The sequence below is a fragment of the Pseudomonas sp. NBRC 111127 genome (genome assembly GCF_001320345.1).
GTDB lineage: Bacteria > Pseudomonadota > Gammaproteobacteria > Pseudomonadales > Pseudomonadaceae > Aquipseudomonas > Aquipseudomonas juntendi.
The window spans coordinates 1-16,845 of sequence record NZ_BCBD01000026.1 but is presented as its reverse complement, the minus strand read 5'-3'; the positions used below and the strand labels follow the sequence as shown (position 1 = coordinate 16,845).

The 16,845-nt window shown below is 62.8% G+C and carries 18 protein-coding genes; 8 read left to right on the top strand and 10 right to left on the bottom strand.

What is annotated here, in order from left to right:
* The first annotated feature begins 586 nt into the window (after nucleotides 1-586).
* Entirely contained in the window at nucleotides 587-2,095 is a 1,509-nt protein-coding gene (gene mqo, locus APH30_RS07410; protein ID WP_054881708.1) for a malate dehydrogenase (quinone), read from the top strand.
* Between the two features lie 268 nt (nucleotides 2,096-2,363).
* Here mqo and APH30_RS07405 read toward each other — a convergent pair whose 3' ends face one another.
* The 3 genes from APH30_RS07405 to APH30_RS07395 all read right to left on the bottom strand — a co-directional run bounded on the left by APH30_RS07405 (nucleotide 2,364) and on the right by APH30_RS07395 (nucleotide 3,795).
* Entirely contained in the window at nucleotides 2,364-2,654 is a 291-nt protein-coding gene (locus APH30_RS07405) for a PA4642 family protein (RefSeq protein WP_009682950.1), read from the bottom strand.
* Nucleotides 2,655-2,722: 68 nt separating this feature from the next.
* Nucleotides 2,723-3,193 (bottom strand): hypothetical protein, encoded by a 471-nt coding sequence (locus APH30_RS07400; RefSeq protein WP_054912102.1) that lies wholly within the window; start codon nucleotides 3,191-3,193, stop codon nucleotides 2,723-2,725.
* 44 nt (nucleotides 3,194-3,237) lie between these two features.
* Nucleotides 3,238-3,795: a hypoxanthine-guanine phosphoribosyltransferase gene (locus tag APH30_RS07395; protein WP_009682952.1), complete on the bottom strand. Its 558-nt coding sequence runs from the start codon at nucleotides 3,793-3,795 to the stop codon at nucleotides 3,238-3,240.
* Nucleotides 3,796-3,953: 158 nt separating this feature from the next.
* Between APH30_RS07395 and upp the strand changes: the two genes are divergently transcribed.
* Nucleotides 3,954-4,592: a uracil phosphoribosyltransferase gene (gene upp / locus APH30_RS07390; protein ID WP_009682953.1), complete on the top strand. Its 639-nt coding sequence runs from the start codon at nucleotides 3,954-3,956 to the stop codon at nucleotides 4,590-4,592.
* A gap of 2 nt (nucleotides 4,593-4,594) precedes the next feature.
* Complete coding sequence (locus APH30_RS07385; RefSeq protein ID WP_009682954.1) at nucleotides 4,595-5,869, top strand: uracil-xanthine permease family protein; 1,275 nt, start codon at nucleotides 4,595-4,597, stop codon at nucleotides 5,867-5,869.
* Between the two features lie 78 nt (nucleotides 5,870-5,947).
* Here the strand turns inward: APH30_RS07385 and hemH are convergent, their stop codons facing one another.
* Nucleotides 5,948-6,961 (bottom strand): ferrochelatase, encoded by a 1,014-nt coding sequence (hemH, locus tag APH30_RS07380; protein ID WP_054912101.1) that lies wholly within the window; start codon nucleotides 6,959-6,961, stop codon nucleotides 5,948-5,950.
* Nucleotides 6,962-6,974: 13 nt separating this feature from the next.
* Nucleotides 6,975-7,880: a TIGR01777 family oxidoreductase gene (locus APH30_RS07375; RefSeq protein WP_054912100.1), complete on the bottom strand. Its 906-nt coding sequence runs from the start codon at nucleotides 7,878-7,880 to the stop codon at nucleotides 6,975-6,977.
* A 187-nt stretch (nucleotides 7,881-8,067) separates the two neighbouring features.
* Between APH30_RS07375 and APH30_RS07370 the strand changes: the two genes are divergently transcribed.
* From APH30_RS07370 to APH30_RS07350, 5 genes are all read left to right on the top strand, one after another.
* Nucleotides 8,068-9,054 carry an NAD(P)/FAD-dependent oxidoreductase gene (locus tag APH30_RS07370; protein WP_054912099.1) on the top strand — a complete coding sequence of 329 codons (987 nt, stop codon included), beginning with the start codon at nucleotides 8,068-8,070 and terminating at the stop codon, nucleotides 9,052-9,054.
* Between the two features lie 99 nt (nucleotides 9,055-9,153).
* Nucleotides 9,154-10,122, top strand: a complete 969-nt coding sequence (locus APH30_RS07365) for a DUF523 and DUF1722 domain-containing protein (protein ID WP_054912098.1) — start codon at nucleotides 9,154-9,156, stop codon at nucleotides 10,120-10,122.
* Nucleotides 10,112-11,011, top strand: a complete 900-nt coding sequence (locus APH30_RS07360; RefSeq protein WP_054912097.1) for a MerR family transcriptional regulator — start codon at nucleotides 10,112-10,114, stop codon at nucleotides 11,009-11,011. Before APH30_RS07365 ends, APH30_RS07360 begins: the two co-directional genes overlap by 11 nt.
* On the top strand, nucleotides 11,002-12,423 hold the full coding sequence (gene phrB / locus APH30_RS07355) for a deoxyribodipyrimidine photo-lyase (RefSeq protein ID WP_054912096.1): 1,422 nt from the start codon (nucleotides 11,002-11,004) through the stop codon (nucleotides 12,421-12,423). Before APH30_RS07360 ends, phrB begins: the two co-directional genes overlap by 10 nt.
* 19 nt (nucleotides 12,424-12,442) lie before the next feature.
* Nucleotides 12,443-13,144, top strand: coding sequence for an SDR family NAD(P)-dependent oxidoreductase (locus tag APH30_RS07350; RefSeq protein ID WP_054912095.1), 702 nt, complete (start codon nucleotides 12,443-12,445; stop codon nucleotides 13,142-13,144).
* Between the two features lie 72 nt (nucleotides 13,145-13,216).
* Here the strand turns inward: APH30_RS07350 and APH30_RS07345 are convergent, their stop codons facing one another.
* The 5 genes from APH30_RS07345 to APH30_RS07325 form a co-directional block, all read right to left on the bottom strand.
* Nucleotides 13,217-13,735, bottom strand: coding sequence for an acyloxyacyl hydrolase (locus APH30_RS07345; RefSeq protein WP_054912094.1), 519 nt, complete (start codon nucleotides 13,733-13,735; stop codon nucleotides 13,217-13,219).
* Between the two features lie 104 nt (nucleotides 13,736-13,839).
* Complete coding sequence (gene murI / locus APH30_RS07340) at nucleotides 13,840-14,637, bottom strand: glutamate racemase (protein ID WP_054912093.1); 798 nt, start codon at nucleotides 14,635-14,637, stop codon at nucleotides 13,840-13,842.
* The gene (locus APH30_RS07335) at nucleotides 14,630-15,385 is read right to left on the bottom strand and encodes a molybdopterin-synthase adenylyltransferase MoeB (protein WP_054912092.1); all 756 of its coding nucleotides are present in this window, start codon (nucleotides 15,383-15,385) and stop codon (nucleotides 14,630-14,632) included. Before APH30_RS07335 ends, murI begins: the two co-directional genes overlap by 8 nt.
* Complete coding sequence (gene prmC, locus APH30_RS07330; RefSeq protein WP_054912091.1) at nucleotides 15,379-16,209, bottom strand: peptide chain release factor N(5)-glutamine methyltransferase; 831 nt, start codon at nucleotides 16,207-16,209, stop codon at nucleotides 15,379-15,381. The genes APH30_RS07335 and prmC overlap by 7 nt, the downstream gene beginning before the upstream one ends.
* Nucleotides 16,209-16,845, bottom strand: a 637-nt coding sequence (locus APH30_RS07325) for a peptide chain release factor-like protein (RefSeq protein WP_156326383.1), incomplete at its 5' end; no start/stop codon positions are given. The genes APH30_RS07325 and prmC, both read right to left, overlap by 1 nt.

Genomic DNA, 16,845 nt, shown 5'->3' with positions numbered 1-16,845 from the left:
AAAACCACGAATGGCGACATTTCTGCCCGCGACATCGTTATAATCTCCCCCCGATTATAAGGACGTCTCCTGATCGGGCCCCGCACTCGCCGATTGACCCCGGCAACTTCAACGCTTCGCCCACAGAGAGCCTTCCACTCAGGTCTTGCATCGGCTGTCGTGCCTGCTTTTCCGGCCCTTCACGCTGCATGAACCTGCGGGTTGCCATCGCGCAGTCCCTTTTTGAGGTTCACGTCTCCAAAAGAGCGTGAAAAAACGGTTTTCACAACTTCACAAGAGTGTGGCGAGCAAATGAACAGTCTGGCATGTGTAAAAGCGGCAGATGTGTCCCGAACAGCCCTGAACAGGCGGCAAATGCGCTCATCCTGCATGAGTGCCTGACCCGCTCCATAACGCACGCACGACACCTTGACCATAAGTCGAATTGCCGCAGCCCTGGCAAACGGCGTTCAATACCTGAACCCGAAGACTGGTTGGCGGTGTCCGCGGAAGTTGCAAGAACTGCGAAAAGCCGGACATGGCGACCCTGGCAACCCCAGGTCCTATGCTGTCAATTAGGTAGCTGTAGATTGTGGAGACGCGTTAAATGGCGCAGAACGAATCGGTTGATGTGGTACTGGTAGGCGCGGGCATCATGAGTGCCACCCTGGCCGTACTGCTCAAGGAGCTTGACCCGACCCTGAAGCTTGAGGTCGTCGAGGCGATGGACTCCGGAGCCGCGGAAAGCTCCAACCCCTGGAACAACGCAGGCACCGGCCACGCCGGCCTGTGCGAGCTGAACTACACGCCGCAGGCCGCCGATGGCAGCATCGACATCAAGAAGGCCGTGCACATCAACACCCAGTTCGAGGTTTCGCGCCAGTTCTGGGCCTACCTGAGCAAGAAGGACAACTTCGGCTCGGCGCGTGCGTTCATCAACCCTGTCCCGCACCTGAGCTACGTCGAGGGTGACAAGGGTGTTGCCTTCCTCAAGAAGCGCTTCGAGCTGCTCAAGCAGCACCATGCCTTCTCCGAGATGGAGTACACCGAAGACAAGGCCGTGATGAACGACTGGATGCCGCTGATGATGCCTGGCCGCCCTGCCGACCAGCACATCGCCGCGACCCGCGTGGCCAAAGGCACCGACGTCAACTTCGGCGCCCTTACCCTGAAGCTGCTGAAGCTGCTGGGTGACGCGCCGGACGCGCAGGTCAAATACAGCAAGAAGGTCGTCGGCCTGCGCCGTAACGGCAGCGGTTGGACCGTCAGCATCAAGGACGTCAACAGCGGCGGCAGCCGTGAAGTGGACGCCCGCTTCGTGTTCCTGGGCGCCGGCGGCGCGGCCCTGCCGCTGCTGCAGATGTCCGGCATCCCGGAGAGCAAAGGTTTTGGCGGCTTCCCGGTCAGCGGCCAGTGGCTGCGCTGCGACAACCCGGAAATCGTCAAGCAGCACCAGGCCAAGGTTTACAGCCAGGCCGCCGTGGGTGCGCCACCAATGTCGGTACCGCACCTGGACACCCGGGTTGTAGACGGCAAGACTTCGCTGCTGTTCGGCCCTTATGCCGGCTTTACCACCAAGTTCCTGAAGCACGGTTCGCTGATGGACCTGCCGCTGTCGGTGCGCATGGGCAATATCGGCCCGATGCTGGCCGTGGCCCGCGACAACATGGACCTGACCAAGTACCTGGTCAGCGAAGTGATGCAGTCGATGGAACAGCGCCTGGAAGCCCTGCGGCGCTTCTACCCGCAGGCCAAGGCCGAAGACTGGCGCCTGGAAGTCGCAGGTCAGCGCGTGCAGATCATCAAGAAAGACCCGAAGAAAGGCGGCGTGCTGCAATTCGGCACCGAGCTGGTCTCGGCGCAGGACGGCAGCCTGGCTGCACTGCTCGGCGCCTCGCCAGGTGCCTCGGTGACCGTTTCGATCATGCTGGAACTGATCGAGCGTTGCTTCCCTGAGCAGGCCAAAGGGGCCTGGGCCGACAAACTCAAGGAAATCTTCCCCGCACGCGAGAAGACCCTGGCGACCGATGCTGCCCTGTACCGCAAGATCAGTGCAGATAACGACGCGGCACTGGACCTGGTGGAAAGCAGCCCGGCAGCCAAGCATTACGCCTGACTGGCCCGGTAACGAAAAAACGCCCTTCGGGGTAATGCCAGTCAGTTACGTAATTGGGGGCCGCTTTGCGGCCCTTCGCGGGCACGCCCGCTCACACAGGGGTCGCGCATTTCTTGAGTGCAGCGCCAAACGTGTGGGAGCGGGCGCGCCCGCGAAGGGCTGCAAAGCAGCCCCAATAACGCTTAAAGGACAGGCATCACCCTTCGGGGCGTTTTTTTGCCTGCGTGTTGGTCAGCCTTGGCCGCGAGAAGGCGGCACAGGCCAACGATCAACCACGGGCCTGGGCGATGATCTCGATGTATTCCTGCGCATTGCGCTGGTCGGCGATCTGCTCGACGAAGGTTTTGCCGTGTTCGTCCTTGCCATCCAGGTCCAGGCCGGCTTCGACGAAGAACCCGACAAAACGCTGGAAGTCGTCCACACGCAGGCCGCGGTAGGCTTTCACCAGTTTGTGCAGCGAGGGTGAGGTGACGCCATCGGCCGGCTCGAACTGAAGGAACGACTTGATGTAGTCGTCGCTGATTTCGTCACCGATTACCTGTTTCTTGTCTTTGCGCATTGCCGGCTCCATCTGGACCATCACGGAATTTCGAAGGCCGGCAGTTTACCCCCCGCAGGCCGCGCGCCTCAACGCGTACGTACGGTGCCCGTGTGCAGGTCGGCCCAGATATGGCCATTGCCATAGGTGAGGAACTGCACATACAGCGTTTCATTGCGCAGCAGGTCCATGATCACCCGGTAGTCGCTGAGGGGGTAATTCAGGCTCAAGGTGCGGGTCTTGTCGTCGTACACCGGTTTCTTGAGGCTCTTGGCGGCCTCACCGTCGAATGTCAGCAGCACCTGGGCAATGGTCGCCCCCTTGCTCAGCGGCTTGCCCTTAAGGCGCACTTGCAGCGACGAGGTGATCGGGATCGGCTGCTGGTCGGACTGCCGCTGGGCACCGACTACCACCGAGTAGTCGGTCACTTGCAGCAACTGCTGGCTGGTGGGTGCTTCCTGACGCAGGGCCAGGTCGTCCGGGGGCAGGAACTGGCTGTGCAGCGGTGCGGCGGCCAGCGGCAGGCTGACGGCCACCAGAAGGGGGAGAAACGCACGCATGTGAGGCTCCTTGTATGAAGCCGCACTCTAGCACGTGGCCGTTTTTACAGGCCCTTGACGGCGAAGATGCCGTTGGCGTTGCGCCAGTAGCCTTTGTAGTCCATGCCATAGCCGAAGATGTAGCGGTCGATGCAGGGCAGGCCCACGTAGTTGGCCTTGAGGTCCGGGCTGGCTTTGCGGTCGTGGTCCTTGTCGATCAGCACGGCGGTGTACACCGAGCGCGCGCCGGCGTGCTTGCAGAACTCGATGATGGCACTGAGGGTATGACCTTCATCGAGGATGTCGTCGACGATCAGCACGTCGCGGTCGATGAACGACACCTCGGGCTTGGCCTTCCAGAACAGCTCGCCGCCACTGGTCTGGTTGCGGTAGCGCGTGGCGTGCAGGTAGGAAGCTTCCAGCGGGAACTGCAGGTGGGTCAGCAGTTTGCCGGAGAAGATCAGGCCACCGTTCATCACGCAAAACACCACAGGGTTCTTGTCGTGCAGGTCCTTGCAGATCTGCTCGCCCACCTTGGCGATGGCCGCTTCGACCTCGGCTTCGGTGTACAGGCAGTCAGCTTCACGCATGACTTGACGGATATGCTCGAGATCGGCGGACATGGCGCTCTCCGGGGGATTTTGGAAAAGCGGGCAAAGGTACGCATCCGCTCGTCACAGATCAAGCGTTTATGGACTAACGTGCAGAATGACCAGACGACAGCGCAGGCTGAATAGATTAATCTAGCGCGGTTTTTTTGCCCGCCTTTCGGAGCCCCCCTATGCCCACTCGTGAGATCCGCCACCCGCTGATCCGCCACAAGCTCGGCCTGATGCGCCGTGCCGATATCAGCACCAAGAATTTTCGCGAACTCGCCCAGGAAGTCGGCGCTCTTCTGACTTATGAAGCCACCCAGGACCTGCCGCTCGAAACCTACGAGATCGACGGCTGGTGTGGCAAGGTCGCGGTAGAGAAAATCGCCGGCAAGAAGATCACCGTAGTGCCCATTCTGCGCGCCGGCATCGGCATGCTCGACGGCGTACTCAGCCTGATCCCGGGTGCCAAGGTGAGCGCGGTCGGTGTTGCCCGCAACGAAGAGACCCTCGAAGCCCACACCTACCTGGAAAAGCTCGCCCCGGACATCAACCAGCGCCTGGCATTGATCATCGACCCCATGCTGGCAACCGGCGGCTCGATGGTTGCCACCATCGACCTGCTGAAGAAGGCGGGCTGCAAAGAGATTCGCGCCATGGTCCTGGTCGCGGCACCAGAAGGCATCGACGTGGTGGAAAAAGCTCACCCCGATGTACAGATCTACACCGCCTCGATCGACCAGCGCCTGAACGAGCACGGCTATATCGTGCCGGGCCTCGGCGATGCCGGTGACAAGATCTTCGGCACCAAGCAAAAGGACGCCTGAACATGCAGGACGGCTTCAACGACCCGCTCTGGCGCCAGGTCGTTTCGGGCGCGCAGATGCTCTTCGTGGCATTCGGTGCGCTGGTACTGATGCCACTGATCACCGGCCTGGACCCGAACGTCGCGCTGTTCACCGCGGGTATCGGTACCTTGCTGTTCCAGTTGGTCACCGGCCGTCAGGTCCCAGTGTTCCTGGCTTCCAGCTTCGCCTTCATCACCCCGATCATTCTCGCCAAAGGCCAGTTCGGCCTGGCCGAGACCATGGGCGGCGTGATGGCCGCAGGTTTCGTGTATACCTTCATGGGCCTGATGGTGAAAATCAAAGGCACCGGTTTCATCGACCGCATGCTGCCGCCCGTGGTGATCGGGCCGGTGATCATCTCCATCGGCCTGGCCATGGCGCCGATTGCCGCCAACATGGCGATGGGCAAGGCTGGCGACGGCAGCGTGCTGCTGCCGTACAAGACAGCCATGCTGATCTCCATGCCGGCGCTGCTGACCACACTGATCGTCGCTGTGTTCGGCAAAGGCATCTTCCGCCTGGTGCCGATCATCGCTGGCGTGCTGGTGGGTTTTGCCCTGTCATTTGCCTTTGGCGTGGTCGACACCGCCAGAATTGCCGCTGCCCCCTGGCTGGAAATGCCCAACTTCACGGCGCCAGCGTTCAACTGGCAGGCCATTCTGTTCATCGTTCCAGTAGCCCTGGCACCTGCGATCGAGCACATTGGCGGGGTTATCGCGGTTGGCAGCGTAACCGGCCGTGACTACCTGAAGAAGCCCGGCCTGCACCGCACCCTGCTGGGTGACGGCCTGGCTACCACCGCCGCCGGCCTGTTCGGCGGCCCGCCCAACACCACCTACGCCGAAGTGACCGGTGCGGTGATGCTGACCAAGAACTACAACCCGAAGATCATGACCTGGGCGGCGGTATTCGCCATTACCCTGGCATTCATCGGCAAGTTCGGCGCGCTGCTGCAGAGTATTCCGGTGCCGGTTATGGGCGGCATCCTGTGCCTGCTGTTCGGCTCGATCGCCGCGGTAGGCTTGAACACCATGATCCGCCACAAGGTCGACCTGGCCGAAGCGCGCAACCTGGTGATCGTGTCGGTGACCCTGGTGTTCGGTATTGGCGGGGTACTGATCGGCAGCGGTGATGGCCCGGATGACTGGGGCCTGAAGGGGATTGCCCTGTGTGCCATCGTGGCGATTGCCCTGAACCTGATCTTGCCTGGCAATGACGGCTGGAAGCACAAGAAGCTCGAGGATCAGCAGCCTTGAGCCACCCTTGACCTGAGCGCCCACAGGGCAGCAAAACACCCTGTGGGAGCGGGTTCACCCGCGAAAAGGCCGGTTCACTCAGGCCTTTTCACACATGTCCGCCAACACCCTCACCCACTGCGGGTGGTCGTTCAAACACGGCACCAGCACCAGCTCCCGCCCGCCGGCCTCGACAAACTGCTCACTGCCGCGCATGCCGATTTCTTCCAGCGTTTCGATGCAGTCGGCCACGAATGCCGGGCACATCACCAGCAACTTCCTGACCCCCGCCTTGGCCAGTTCGTCCAGGCGTGTTTCGGTGTACGGCTCGATCCACTTGTCACGCCCCAGCCGCGACTGGAAACTCACCGACCACTTGCCGTCGGGTATACCCAACTGCGCCGCAAACGCTTTGGCGGTCGCCAGGCACTGACCCCGGTAACACACCGCGCGCACTTCGGCGCTGGCATCTTTGCAGCAGTCGGCTGCACGCAGATCATGCGTGCCGCGCGGGTAGAGCTTTTTCAGGTGCCGCTCCGGCAGCCCATGAAAACTCAGCAACAGGTGGTCGTAATCCTGTGCCAGGTAAGGTTCGGCGCTGGCCGCCAGTGCCTGGATATACGCGGGGTGCTCGTAGAACGGCTGCAGCACCCGCATTTGCAACGGCAACTGGCGCTCTTGGATGGTCTGTTTCGCCAACTCCACGACCGTGGTCACCGTACTGTCCGCGAACTGTGGATACAACGGCGCCAGGGTAACCCTGCGCACGCCCTGCGCTGCCAGACGCGCCAGCACATCCTCCAGCGCCGGCTGGCCGTAACGCATGGCTATTTCAACCGGCCCATGCGGCCAGTGCTCGACCATGGCAGCCTGCAGGCGGCGGGTCAGCACCACCAACGGCGAGCCCTCCTCCCACCAGATGGACGCGTAGGCATGGGCCGACTGCTCCGGTCGCTTGATCAGGATCAACGACACCAGCAGCCGCCGCAGTGGCCAAGGCAGGTCCACCACGTACGGGTCCATCAGAAACTGGTTGAGGTAGCGGCGTACATCGGCCACCGAAGTGGAGGCCGGGGAACCCAGGTTGACCAGCAGCAGGGCGTGATCAGTCATGCAGCGTCCTATGTCAGAGGCGGCTGGACAGGTCGTCCAGGGCCGATTGCAGATCATTGAAGCGGAAGGCGAAGCCCGCCTCCAGCAAACGTACCGGGCGCGCTCGCTGGCCGCCCAACAGCAAGGTCGACAGCTCGCCCAAGCCGGCCTTGAGCAGCAGTGCCGGCACCGGCAATAGCGCCGGCCGATGCAGCGCACGGCCCAGCCGCCTGGCGAACTCGCGGTTGCGCACGGGCGTTGGAGCGCAGGCATTATAAGGACCGCTGGCGTCCTTATGCTGCAAGAGAAAATCAATCAGGGCGACCTGGTCGTCTATATGGATCCACGGCATCCACTGCCGACCGTTGCCCAACGGCCCACCCAGCCCCAACTTGAAGGGGATGCGCAAGCGCGACAAAAAGCCGCCATCGCTGGCCAGCACCAACCCGGTACGCACCAGTACCACACGGATGCCCTGGGCCTGCGAGCGCTGCGCTGTTTCTTCCCAGGCTATACACAACTGGCTGGCGAAATCTTCCCGCACCGGGGGCGAGGCCTCGGTCAGTTCGCGCTCACCGCCGTCTCCGTACCAGCCCACCGCTGACCCGGATAGCAACACCTCAGGGCGCTGTTCGCGGCTACCCAGCCAAGCCAGCAACTGCTCGGTCAGGGCAATGCGGCTAGCCCACAACAGGTTGCGCCGGGCGGCCGTCCAGGGCCGGTCGGCAATCGGCGCCCCCGCCAGGTTGACCACTGCATCGAGCTGATCGTCTGCTTCCAGTTGCTCAAGCCGGGCGATGCCCCGCACCCCGGCGCCGCAGAGTTTCGCCACCTCCTGTGGCCGCCGGCTCCACACTGTCAGCCGGTGGCCCTGGCTGAGCCAGTACTGGCACAGGTGCTTGCCAATCAACCCGGTACCGCCTGTCAGCAATATATGCATGCCTGTGTCCTCGCAGATTGCAGCGGTGGTCTATTTTTAACATCAAGGCACTTTTTTGACCCGACGCTCTCGGATAAACATAGGCCAACCTGTCCGGCAAAGCGGAATTACCTTATACAATATTTTTGCTTTGTACAGGTTTTCCTGACAGCGTAGTCTGCTCATAGCAAGGTTTGAAGAGGCCATCATGACAGTACCTATTGCCATCATTGGTGCCGGTATCGCCGGCTTGTCTGCCGCCCAGGCTTTGCAGAAGGCCGGGCAGTCGGTGCACTTGTTCGATAAAGGCAAGGGCAGCGGCGGGCGCATGGCCAGCAAGCGCAGCGAGGCCGGCGCCCTTGACCTTGGCGCGCAGTATTTCACTGCCCGCGACCGGCGCTTTGTCGAGCAGGTTCAGCAATGGGTGGCCGCAGGCTGGGCAGAGCAGTGGAAACCCCAGTTGTACAACTACCGCGACGGCACCCTCAGCCCCTCCCCCGACGAGCAGACACGCTGGGTAGGCGTGCCGCGCATGAGCGCGATCACCCGCGGCCTGCTCAAGGACGTGACGGTGAATTTCGACTGCCGCATTGCCGAGGTGTTTCGCGGCAAGCAGTACTGGCACCTGCAGGATACCGACGGCTGCAGCCACGGCCCCTTCAGCCGCGTGGTAATTGCCGTGCCGGCGCCCCAGGCGACACCGCTGCTGGCCGCCACGCCCAAGTTGGCCGCCGTGGCGGCCGGCGTGCAGATGGAACCCACCTGGGCCGTGGCCCTGGCATTCCAGGCCCCGCTGGATACACCGATGCAAGGCTGCTTCGTGCAGGACAGCGCCCTCGATTGGCTGGCACGCAACCGCAGCAAGCCTGGCCGCGACGAGCAGCCCGATACCTGGACATTGCACGCAACGGCAGACTGGAGCCGGCAGCATATCGACCTGCCCAGAGAGGCAGTGATCGAGCATCTGTACGGCGAATTCGCCGAACTGGTCGGCTGCGTGGTACCCGCGCCCGCTTTCTCCCTGGCCCACCGCTGGCTGTATGCCCGCCCGAGCAGCAACCATGAGTGGGGCGCCCTGGCCGATGCCGACCAAGGCTTGTATGCATGCGGCGACTGGTGCTTGTCGGGGCGTGTAGAAGGCGCCTGGCTTAGCGGCCAGGAAGCAGCACGGCGACTGCTCGAACATTTGGACTGATTTCACCTTATACAAAAAAACTGGTTTGCATAACTTCCGCACTGTGCTGGAATAAACCTGTACAAGTTTTTACAAACGTACAGGTTTTCGGAGGCAGTCATGCAAAACCCGCCCACCCACAGCAAGCCGCGTATTGCCATCAGCGCCTGCCTCACCGGGCACAGCGTGCGCTATAACGGCGGCCACAAGGCCTCCGACCTGTGTCGCAAGCAACTGGAAGAACATTTCGAATGGCTGCCTGTTTGCCCCGAGGTAGCCATCGGGCTAGGCGTGCCTCGCGATCCGATCCGCCTGGTTGGCGACCCGAACAACCCTGAAGTGGTCGGCACCCGCAACCCGGGCATGGACCTGACCGGGCCGCTACGCAGCTATGGCGAACAGATGGCCGCTGAGCTGGGTGACATCTGCGGCTACATTTTCATGCAGAAATCGCCGTCCTGCGGCTTGGAACGGGTCAAGGTCTATCAACCAAACGGTCACCCTGCGGTGCAGAGTGGTCGCGGCGCCTTTGCCCAGGCCTTCTGCGCGCTACGCCCCGACCTGCCGGTGGAAGAGGAAGGCCGGCTGCATGACCCGGTGCTGCGCGAGAACTTCATAAGCCGTGTCTATGCCTATGCCGACTGGCAACGCCTGCTGGCCGAGGGCCTCAGCCGGGGTGCCTTGGTAAGCTTCCATTCGCGCTACAAGTACCTGTTGATGGCCAACAACCCTCAGGCCTACCGCACCCTCGGGCGCCTGCTCGGCAGCATGAGCAAGGACGATGACCCGCAACAGGTGGGCCAGCGGTATTTCAGCCAACTGATGCAGGCGCTGCGCCGCTGTGCCAGCCGTGGCACCCACTGCAATGTGCTGCAGCACCTCAGCGGCTATTTCAAGGACACCCTCACCCAGCAGGACAAAGCCGAACTGCAGACGATCATCGGCCAGTACCAGCAGGGCGTCGTGCCGCTGGTGGTGCCACTGACGCTGCTCAAACACCACCTGCGCAAGCACCCGGACCCGTACCTGCTTCAGCAAACCTACCTGCAACCCCACCCTGAAAGCCTGGGTTTACGCAATGCGGTCTGAGGTGCTGTTGCCAATAGGCGAGTTGGCCCGCCGCACCGGGGTGAACCCGGTCACGCTGCGCGCCTGGGAGCGCCGTTATGGCCTGCTGAAACCACAACGCACAGCGAAGGGGCACCGCCTGTACCCACAAAGCCAGGTGGAACGGGTGGAAACGATCCTGGCCTGGTTGCAGCGGGGTGCCTCTGTTGGCCAAGTGCGCGAGTTGCTCGACAAACCAACCAGCAGCGCGCCCAAAGGCGACTGGCAAGCCCGTCAGTACGAGCTGGTCGAAGCCATCGCCAGCCTGTCGCAACGTAACCTGGACCAGCAACTCAACCAGGCCATGGCGCTCTATCCGGCTCTGACCCTGTGCGAGCAATTGCTGCTGCCCTTGCTCGACCTGCTCGACCTGCGCTGGGGCAACTACTTCAACGCGCGGCTGGAGCAGGTGTTCTTCTACGGCTGGCTACGCAGCAAGCTGGGCGCCCGCGTCTACCACGACAACCAGTTGCTGCACGGCCCCGCCGTGCTTCTGGCCGAAGACAGCGAGCGCGCCTTCAGCCCAGGGCTGTGGCTGTGCGCCTGGTTGTTCACCAGCAATGGCATCCCCGTTGAGGTGCTCGAGCAGCCTGTCAGCGCGGCGCAACTGCAAAGCGCAGTCAACATCTTCCAACCCCGCGCCGTGCTACTGCACCTGGGCCCGCGCATGGACGACAAAGCCTTGCTGCGTGCCCTGCAGGGGGTGCCGGGGCCGAAGTTGCTAGGTGGCAGCATGGTTGCACTGCATGAAACCCGCCTCAAAGACAGCGAACTGCCTGACCTTTTCCTGTTCGATACCCCGCAAGCGGCCTTGCGCCTGCTTCAAGCCCATGACCGCCAGCCTGTAGAGATCAATGCCCCATGCACCTGACCTGGCTGCGTAGTGACCTGCGCATCGATGACAACACCGCACTGAGCGCTGCGACCGAACGCGGGCCGACCGTCGCCTTGTGGCTGGTCAGCCCCGGGCAATGGCGTGCGCACGACGACGCCGACTGCAAAGTCGATTTCTGGCTACGCAACCTGCGCGACCTGCGCCAGGCGCTGGAAAAGCTGAACATCCCGCTGCTGATCCGCAAGATCGACACCTGGGACCAGGCGCCTCAGGCCGTACTCGATGTTTGCCAACAACACCAGGTGCAAAGCGTGCACTGGAACGAGGAATACGGCATCAACGAGCAGCGCCGGGACGCTGCTACGCGCAAGCTACTGGGAAATGCGTCTGTCCAGGCGCACAGCTATCTCGACCAGCTGCTGTTTCGCCCAGGCACCATCCTGACCCGCAGTGGCGATTACTTTCAGGTATTCAGCCAGTTCAAGAAAACCTGCCTTGAACACCTGCACCGCAGCCTGCCTGCGCTGGCCCGGCGGGTAAAGCGCCAGGCTGCGCTGAAGATCCACAGTGACCCGATCCCGCAACATATCGACGGCGTCGAAAAAACCCCGCGCGCCTTGCGTGAGCACTGGCCGGCGGGCGAGGCCCATGCACAGCAGCGCCTGTCGCAGTTTCTGGACGAAACCATCGACGACTACCATAAAACCCGGGACCTGCCGGCGATGCCAGGGACCAGCCAGCTTTCGCCGTACCTAGCCGCCGGGGTGATTTCACCGCGCCAGTGCTTGCATGGGGCCCTGGCGGCTAACAAGGGCGAGTTCGACAGCGGTAGCACGGGTGTGCAGACCTGGGTCAACGAGCTGCTGTGGCGCGAGTTCTACAAGCATATCCTCACCGGCTACCCACAGGTTTCGCGGCACCGCGCCTTCCGTAGCCATACCGAAGCCCTGCCCTGGCGCGATGCGCCGGGCGATCTCGAGGCTTGGGAGCAGGGCCGCACCGGCTTCCCGATCATCGACGCGGCCATGCGCCAGCTGCTGCACACGGGCTGGATGCACAACCGGCTGCGCATGATCGTCGCCATGTTCCTCAGCAAAAACCTGTTGATCGACTGGCGCAAGGGCGAGCGCCACTTCATGCGCCACCTCATCGACGGTGACCTGGCCGCCAACAATGGCGGCTGGCAGTGGAGCGCCTCCACCGGCACCGATTCGGTGCCCTATTTCCGTATTTTCAACCCGGTCTCGCAATCACAGCGTTTCGACCCTCAGGGGCGTTTCATTCGCCACTGGCTGCCGGAGCTTCGCGATATCGATGAAAAAACAATTCATGGTCCGATGAAATCTACGGATCTTTTCGCTGGTAATTCGTATCACAATCCAATAGTTGATCTGGGCAGTAGTCGCCAACGTGCATTGGAGGCCTTCAAGGGCCTGCCGCGACGGTAACATCAGGGGGCAGAACGTCTTGAACAACTCACGCAGTTTTTGGGTTACGGGCGCAAGCAATGGACTTGGCTTGGCGTTGTTGCAAGGGCTGCTCGACCAAGGCCACCGGGTGGCCGCGAGTGGCAAGGATGCGCCTGCGTTCGAAGCGCTGGGCGAACGCTATGGCCAGCAATTCCTGCAAGTGCCTTGGCAGTTGCACGATGCACAGCAAGCCGCTGACGCTTGCCAGCTGATCGCTCGTCAATGGCACTCACTGGACGGCGTGATCATCAATGCCGGCACCAGCGATTACCTGCCGGGCGATGTGGCTGACAGCGAATTGATCGAGGCCATCGTCACCAGCAACCAGCTGGCGGGCAAGCACTGCCTGACAGCGGTGACGCCCTTGCTGGCAAAGGGTGATTCACCCCAGGTGATGGCTATTTTCAACCGTTATTCGGCCCTGCAGTTGTACGCGCCAAGCCAGGTAACCGCCGGTTGGAACCACCTGCCGCAGTGGGTACGTGAGCAACGTGATGCGCTCGAGGCGTTGGGGATATCGCTGACCGTGGTAGGGCCGCAGTCGCTGAAAACGCCAGTGACGCCTGCGCAAGCCTTTCCGGAGAAGTGGACGCCGCAAAGCGCCGCGCAGGAGTTGTTGCGGCGCTGGCCCGCGGCTGAGCCCGAGTTGGTGCTGGAGACGCTTGACCTCAGTGGGCTATGGCCGCTGCCGCCAAGGTGACGGCAGGCTCCCCGCCAAGCGCGAACCTGGGTCGCGCTTGGCGGTTGATGGTTGATGGTTGACCCGATCGGGTCAGAGCGCCATGCGGTAATGCAAGCTGTAGCTTTCGACCCCGTCATTGGGTTCTTTGATGCCGGCGTTCGAGTAGTGAATCGCACGCACACCAATTTCATGCCCACCGGCGAAGCGCAGGCCGAAGCCGATGCGGTCTTCGAACTGGAACGACGAACCCAGTTCGTTGCTTTCCAGCTCGGTGCTGGAGAAAGCTGCCACGCCGATGCCCGCCTCGATGTAGGGCTTGACCGACTGGCCGGCAAACTCGTACACGAACACGGGTGCGAACGACAGGCTGTGGTTGCTAGCCGTGTCGTCGCCGTCCCAGTAGGTGTAGGCACCGTCCCAATAGCCGGTCACGCGGCCGACGCTGGTCTGCCACCAGCTGGCATCCCAGTTCGACTGCAGCCCCAGCCGGTAGACCATCGTCGAGTCACCGGTCTGCCCTACCGAAACCGATACATCAGCAGCCTGCGCCGATACTGCCTGCCCCATGGTGAAAACGGCAGCCGCCGCCAAGCCCAGCAGTTTCTTCATGAGAAACATCCTTCATCCTAGTGCCGTTTTAATAATCGCCTCATCTCAGGCAAAGCATAGAAAGCGGCAGTGGTACGATAGTTCAGCTTTTCTTCACGTTTTTTTCACATGGCAAAGCTTTGCACATCGTCAGACTTATGCCACAGCACAGGCAGGATTTTTTTCAGGGAAGAGGGATCGGCGCTGGTCCAGAAGCGGGTAGCCTGCGCTGGTCCGGCGGCCAGCAGGCCATTGTTGCCTAACAGCCGCTGCAACTGGCGGGCGACGGCGGCACCGGTATCGATGATGGCCACCTCTGGCGGCACCATGCCGGCCAGCAGCGGCCGCAGGAAGGGGTAATGGGTACAGCCCAGGATCAAGGTGTCACAACCAGCGGCCAGCAGCGGCTCGACATAGCCCCACAGCATCTGGCGCAGCGTGGGGCTGCACAAGTCGCCGGTCTCGATCAGCTCGACCAACCCCGGGCAAGGCTGGGTGATCACCAGCACGTCGCTGGCGAAGCGGTCGAGCAAAGCCGCGAACTTGGCGCTTTGCAACGTGCCGGTGGTGGCCAGCACGCCAACCACGCCTGAGCGTGTCGCAGCCGCGGCAGGCTTTACTGCAGGCTCCATCCCCACCAATGGCCAGTTCGGGTACAGCTCGCGCAAATCCGCCGCGGCCGCCACCGTGGCGGTGTTGCAGGCCAGCACCAGAGCCTTGGCGCCTTGCTCGCGGAAGAACCCGGCAATGCGCCGGCAGCGCTCACGGATGTAGTCCGGGGATTTTTCGCCATAAGGCACATGGCCGCAATCGGCCACGTACAGCAGTGTCTCGTTGGGCAACAGGCGCTGGATCTCGGCGAGCACCGACAAGCCACCAACACCTGAGTCCATCACGCCGACCGGCGCCGAGCGCTCAGCCATCGCGCTTGCCGCACACGGCACACGCCGGGTCGCGCTTGACGCGCAGTTCGCGAATACGGGTGCCGAGGGCGTCGATCAACAGCAGCCGGCCGACCAGCGGCTCGCCGAAGCCTGCCAGCAGCTTCATCGCTTCCAGCGCCTGCAGGCTGCCGACCAGGCCCACCAGTGGGCCGATCACCCCCGCCTCGCTACAGGTCAGCTCGGCTTCACTGCCATGCCCATACAGGCAGTGGTAGCAAGGGCTGTAGTCGCGACGCGGGTCAAACACCGACAGCTGCCCCTCCAACCGGATTGCCGCACCGCTGACCAAGGGTTTGCCGGCGGCGAAACAGGCGGCGTTGACCGCCTCGCGCGTGGAGAAATTATCGGAGCAGTCCAGTACCAGGTCGACGGCCGCTACCGCGGCTGCCAGGGAGTCCTCGTCCAGTGCCTGGCGGTGCGCAACCAGGGTGACTTCAGGGTTGATGGCCTGCAGGCGCTGCAGCGCCGAGTCGACCTTGCTCATGCCGACACTGTCGCTGTCGTGAAGCACCTGGCGCTGCAGGTTGGTCAGGTCGACGGTATCGAAGTCCGCCAGGTGCAGTTCGCCAACCCCGGCGGCTGCCAGGTACAGGGCGACCGGCGAACCCAGGCCACCCAGCCCGACAATCAATGCCTTGCTGTGCTTGAGGCGTAGCTGGCCGTCGATGTCGATCTGCGCTAGCAGCACCTGGCGGCTGTAGCGCAGCAGTTCCTGATCACTCAGCATGGCAGGCGCCCCAGGCTGATGCGTTCATGGCCACCCAGATCGGTCCGGCTGGCCACCTCGTTGAAGCCCTGTTCGACCAGCAAGGCCCGTACTGCCGCGGCCTGATCATAGCCATGCTCCAGCAGCAACCAGCCACCCGGCACCAGGTGCCCAGGGGCCTGGGTGACGATCACGCGCAGGTCATCCAGGCCATCGGGGCCAGCCACCAACGCACTGCTGGGCTCGAAACGCACGTCGCCAGCCACCAGGTGTGGGTCTGCGGCGGCGATGTAGGGCGGGTTGCTGACGATCAGGTCGAAACGCTCACCGGCCAGGCTGTCGAACCAATGGCTGAGGCGCACTTGGGCATTGCTCAGGCCCAGGCGCTGCCGGTTGCGCTCGGCAAGCGCAGCGGCCTCTGCCACCCGGTCTACGGCCGTGACCTGCCAGGCGGGGCGCTCGCTGGCCAGGGCCAATGCGATGGCGCCCGTGCCAGTGCCCAGGTCGAGAACCCTGGCTGGGGCCGCGGGCTGCAGTTCAAGGGCGGTTTCGACCAGCAGCTCGGTATCCGGACGTGGGATGAGCGTGTGCGGCGCGACTTCCAGGTCGATCTTCCAGAAACCTTGCTGGCCAAGAATATACGCCACCGGCTCACCGCCGCGGCGGCGCTGCAGGTACCCGGCGTAGGTCTGCGCGTCTTCGCTGCTGACGATCCGCTCGGGCCAGGTGTGCAGATAACTGCGCGACTTGCCGATGGCCGCTGCCAGCAGCAGTTCGGCATCCAGGCGTTCGGTAGGCGATTCTGGCAACTGTGCGTTGCGCAGCAGGCTGGCGATGATGGTCATCAGTCCCCCAGGGCAGCCAGTTGATCGGCCTGGTATTCGGCCAGCAGCGGCTCGATCACCGCGTCCACGCCACCACTGAGGATGTCGTCCAGCGAATACAAGGTCAGGTTGATACGGTGATCGGTCACCCGCCCCTGTGGGTAATTGTAGGTACGAATACGTTCCGAGCGGTCACCCGACCCGACCAGCAGTTTGCGCTCGCTGGCAATGGCGTTCTGGGCGGCGCTGGTCTGCATGTCGTTGAGCTTCGCCGACAGCCAGGACATGGCGCGGGCGCGGTTCTTGTGTTGCGAGCGCTCTTCCTGGCACTCCACCACGATGCCGGTGGGCAAGTGGGTGATGCGGATCGCCGAGTCGGTCTTGTTGACGTGCTGGCCGCCGGCACCGGAGGCGCGGTAGGTGTCCACGCGCAGGTCAGCCGGGTTGATTTCGATGGCCGCTTGTTCGTCTGGCTCGGGCAGTACCGCCACGGTGCAGGCGGAAGTGTGCACGCGGCCCTGGGATTCGGTCTCCGGCACGCGCTGCACGCGGTGCGCGCCAGACTCGAACTTGAGCTTGCCGTAGACGTTTTCACCTTCGACACGGGCGATGATTTCTTTGTAGCCGCCGTGTTCGCCTTCGTTCTCGGACAGAATC

Bases quoted from the DNA above. Each gene is read 5' to 3' on its own strand.
- prmC (WP_054912091.1), bottom strand. From the start codon at position 16,209: ATGACCATCATCGCCAGCCTGCTGCGCAACGCACAGTTGCCAGAATCG.
- APH30_RS07370 (WP_054912099.1), top strand. From the start codon at position 8,068: ATGACAGTACCTATTGCCATCATTGGTGCCGGTATCGCCGGCTTGTCT.
- phrB (WP_054912096.1), top strand. From the start codon at position 11,002: ATGCACCTGACCTGGCTGCGTAGTGACCTGCGCATCGATGACAACACC.
- mqo (WP_054881708.1), top strand. From the start codon at position 587: ATGGCGCAGAACGAATCGGTTGATGTGGTACTGGTAGGCGCGGGCATC.
- APH30_RS07335 (WP_054912092.1), bottom strand. From the start codon at position 15,385: ATGCTGAGTGATCAGGAACTGCTGCGCTACAGCCGCCAGGTGCTGCTA.
- APH30_RS07385 (WP_009682954.1), top strand. From the start codon at position 4,595: ATGCAGGACGGCTTCAACGACCCGCTCTGGCGCCAGGTCGTTTCGGGC.
- APH30_RS07400 (WP_054912102.1), bottom strand. From the start codon at position 3,193: ATGCGTGCGTTTCTCCCCCTTCTGGTGGCCGTCAGCCTGCCGCTGGCC.
- APH30_RS07345 (WP_054912094.1), bottom strand. From the start codon at position 13,735: ATGAAGAAACTGCTGGGCTTGGCGGCGGCTGCCGTTTTCACCATGGGG.
- APH30_RS07365 (WP_054912098.1), top strand. From the start codon at position 9,154: ATGCAAAACCCGCCCACCCACAGCAAGCCGCGTATTGCCATCAGCGCC.
- APH30_RS07405 (WP_009682950.1), bottom strand. From the start codon at position 2,654: ATGCGCAAAGACAAGAAACAGGTAATCGGTGACGAAATCAGCGACGAC.
- murI (WP_054912093.1), bottom strand. From the start codon at position 14,637: ATGGCTGAGCGCTCGGCGCCGGTCGGCGTGATGGACTCAGGTGTTGGT.
- APH30_RS07395 (WP_009682952.1), bottom strand. From the start codon at position 3,795: ATGTCCGCCGATCTCGAGCATATCCGTCAAGTCATGCGTGAAGCTGAC.
- APH30_RS07360 (WP_054912097.1), top strand. From the start codon at position 10,112: ATGCGGTCTGAGGTGCTGTTGCCAATAGGCGAGTTGGCCCGCCGCACC.
- APH30_RS07375 (WP_054912100.1), bottom strand. From the start codon at position 7,880: ATGCATATATTGCTGACAGGCGGTACCGGGTTGATTGGCAAGCACCTG.
- hemH (WP_054912101.1), bottom strand. From the start codon at position 6,961: ATGACTGATCACGCCCTGCTGCTGGTCAACCTGGGTTCCCCGGCCTCC.
- upp (WP_009682953.1), top strand. From the start codon at position 3,954: ATGCCCACTCGTGAGATCCGCCACCCGCTGATCCGCCACAAGCTCGGC.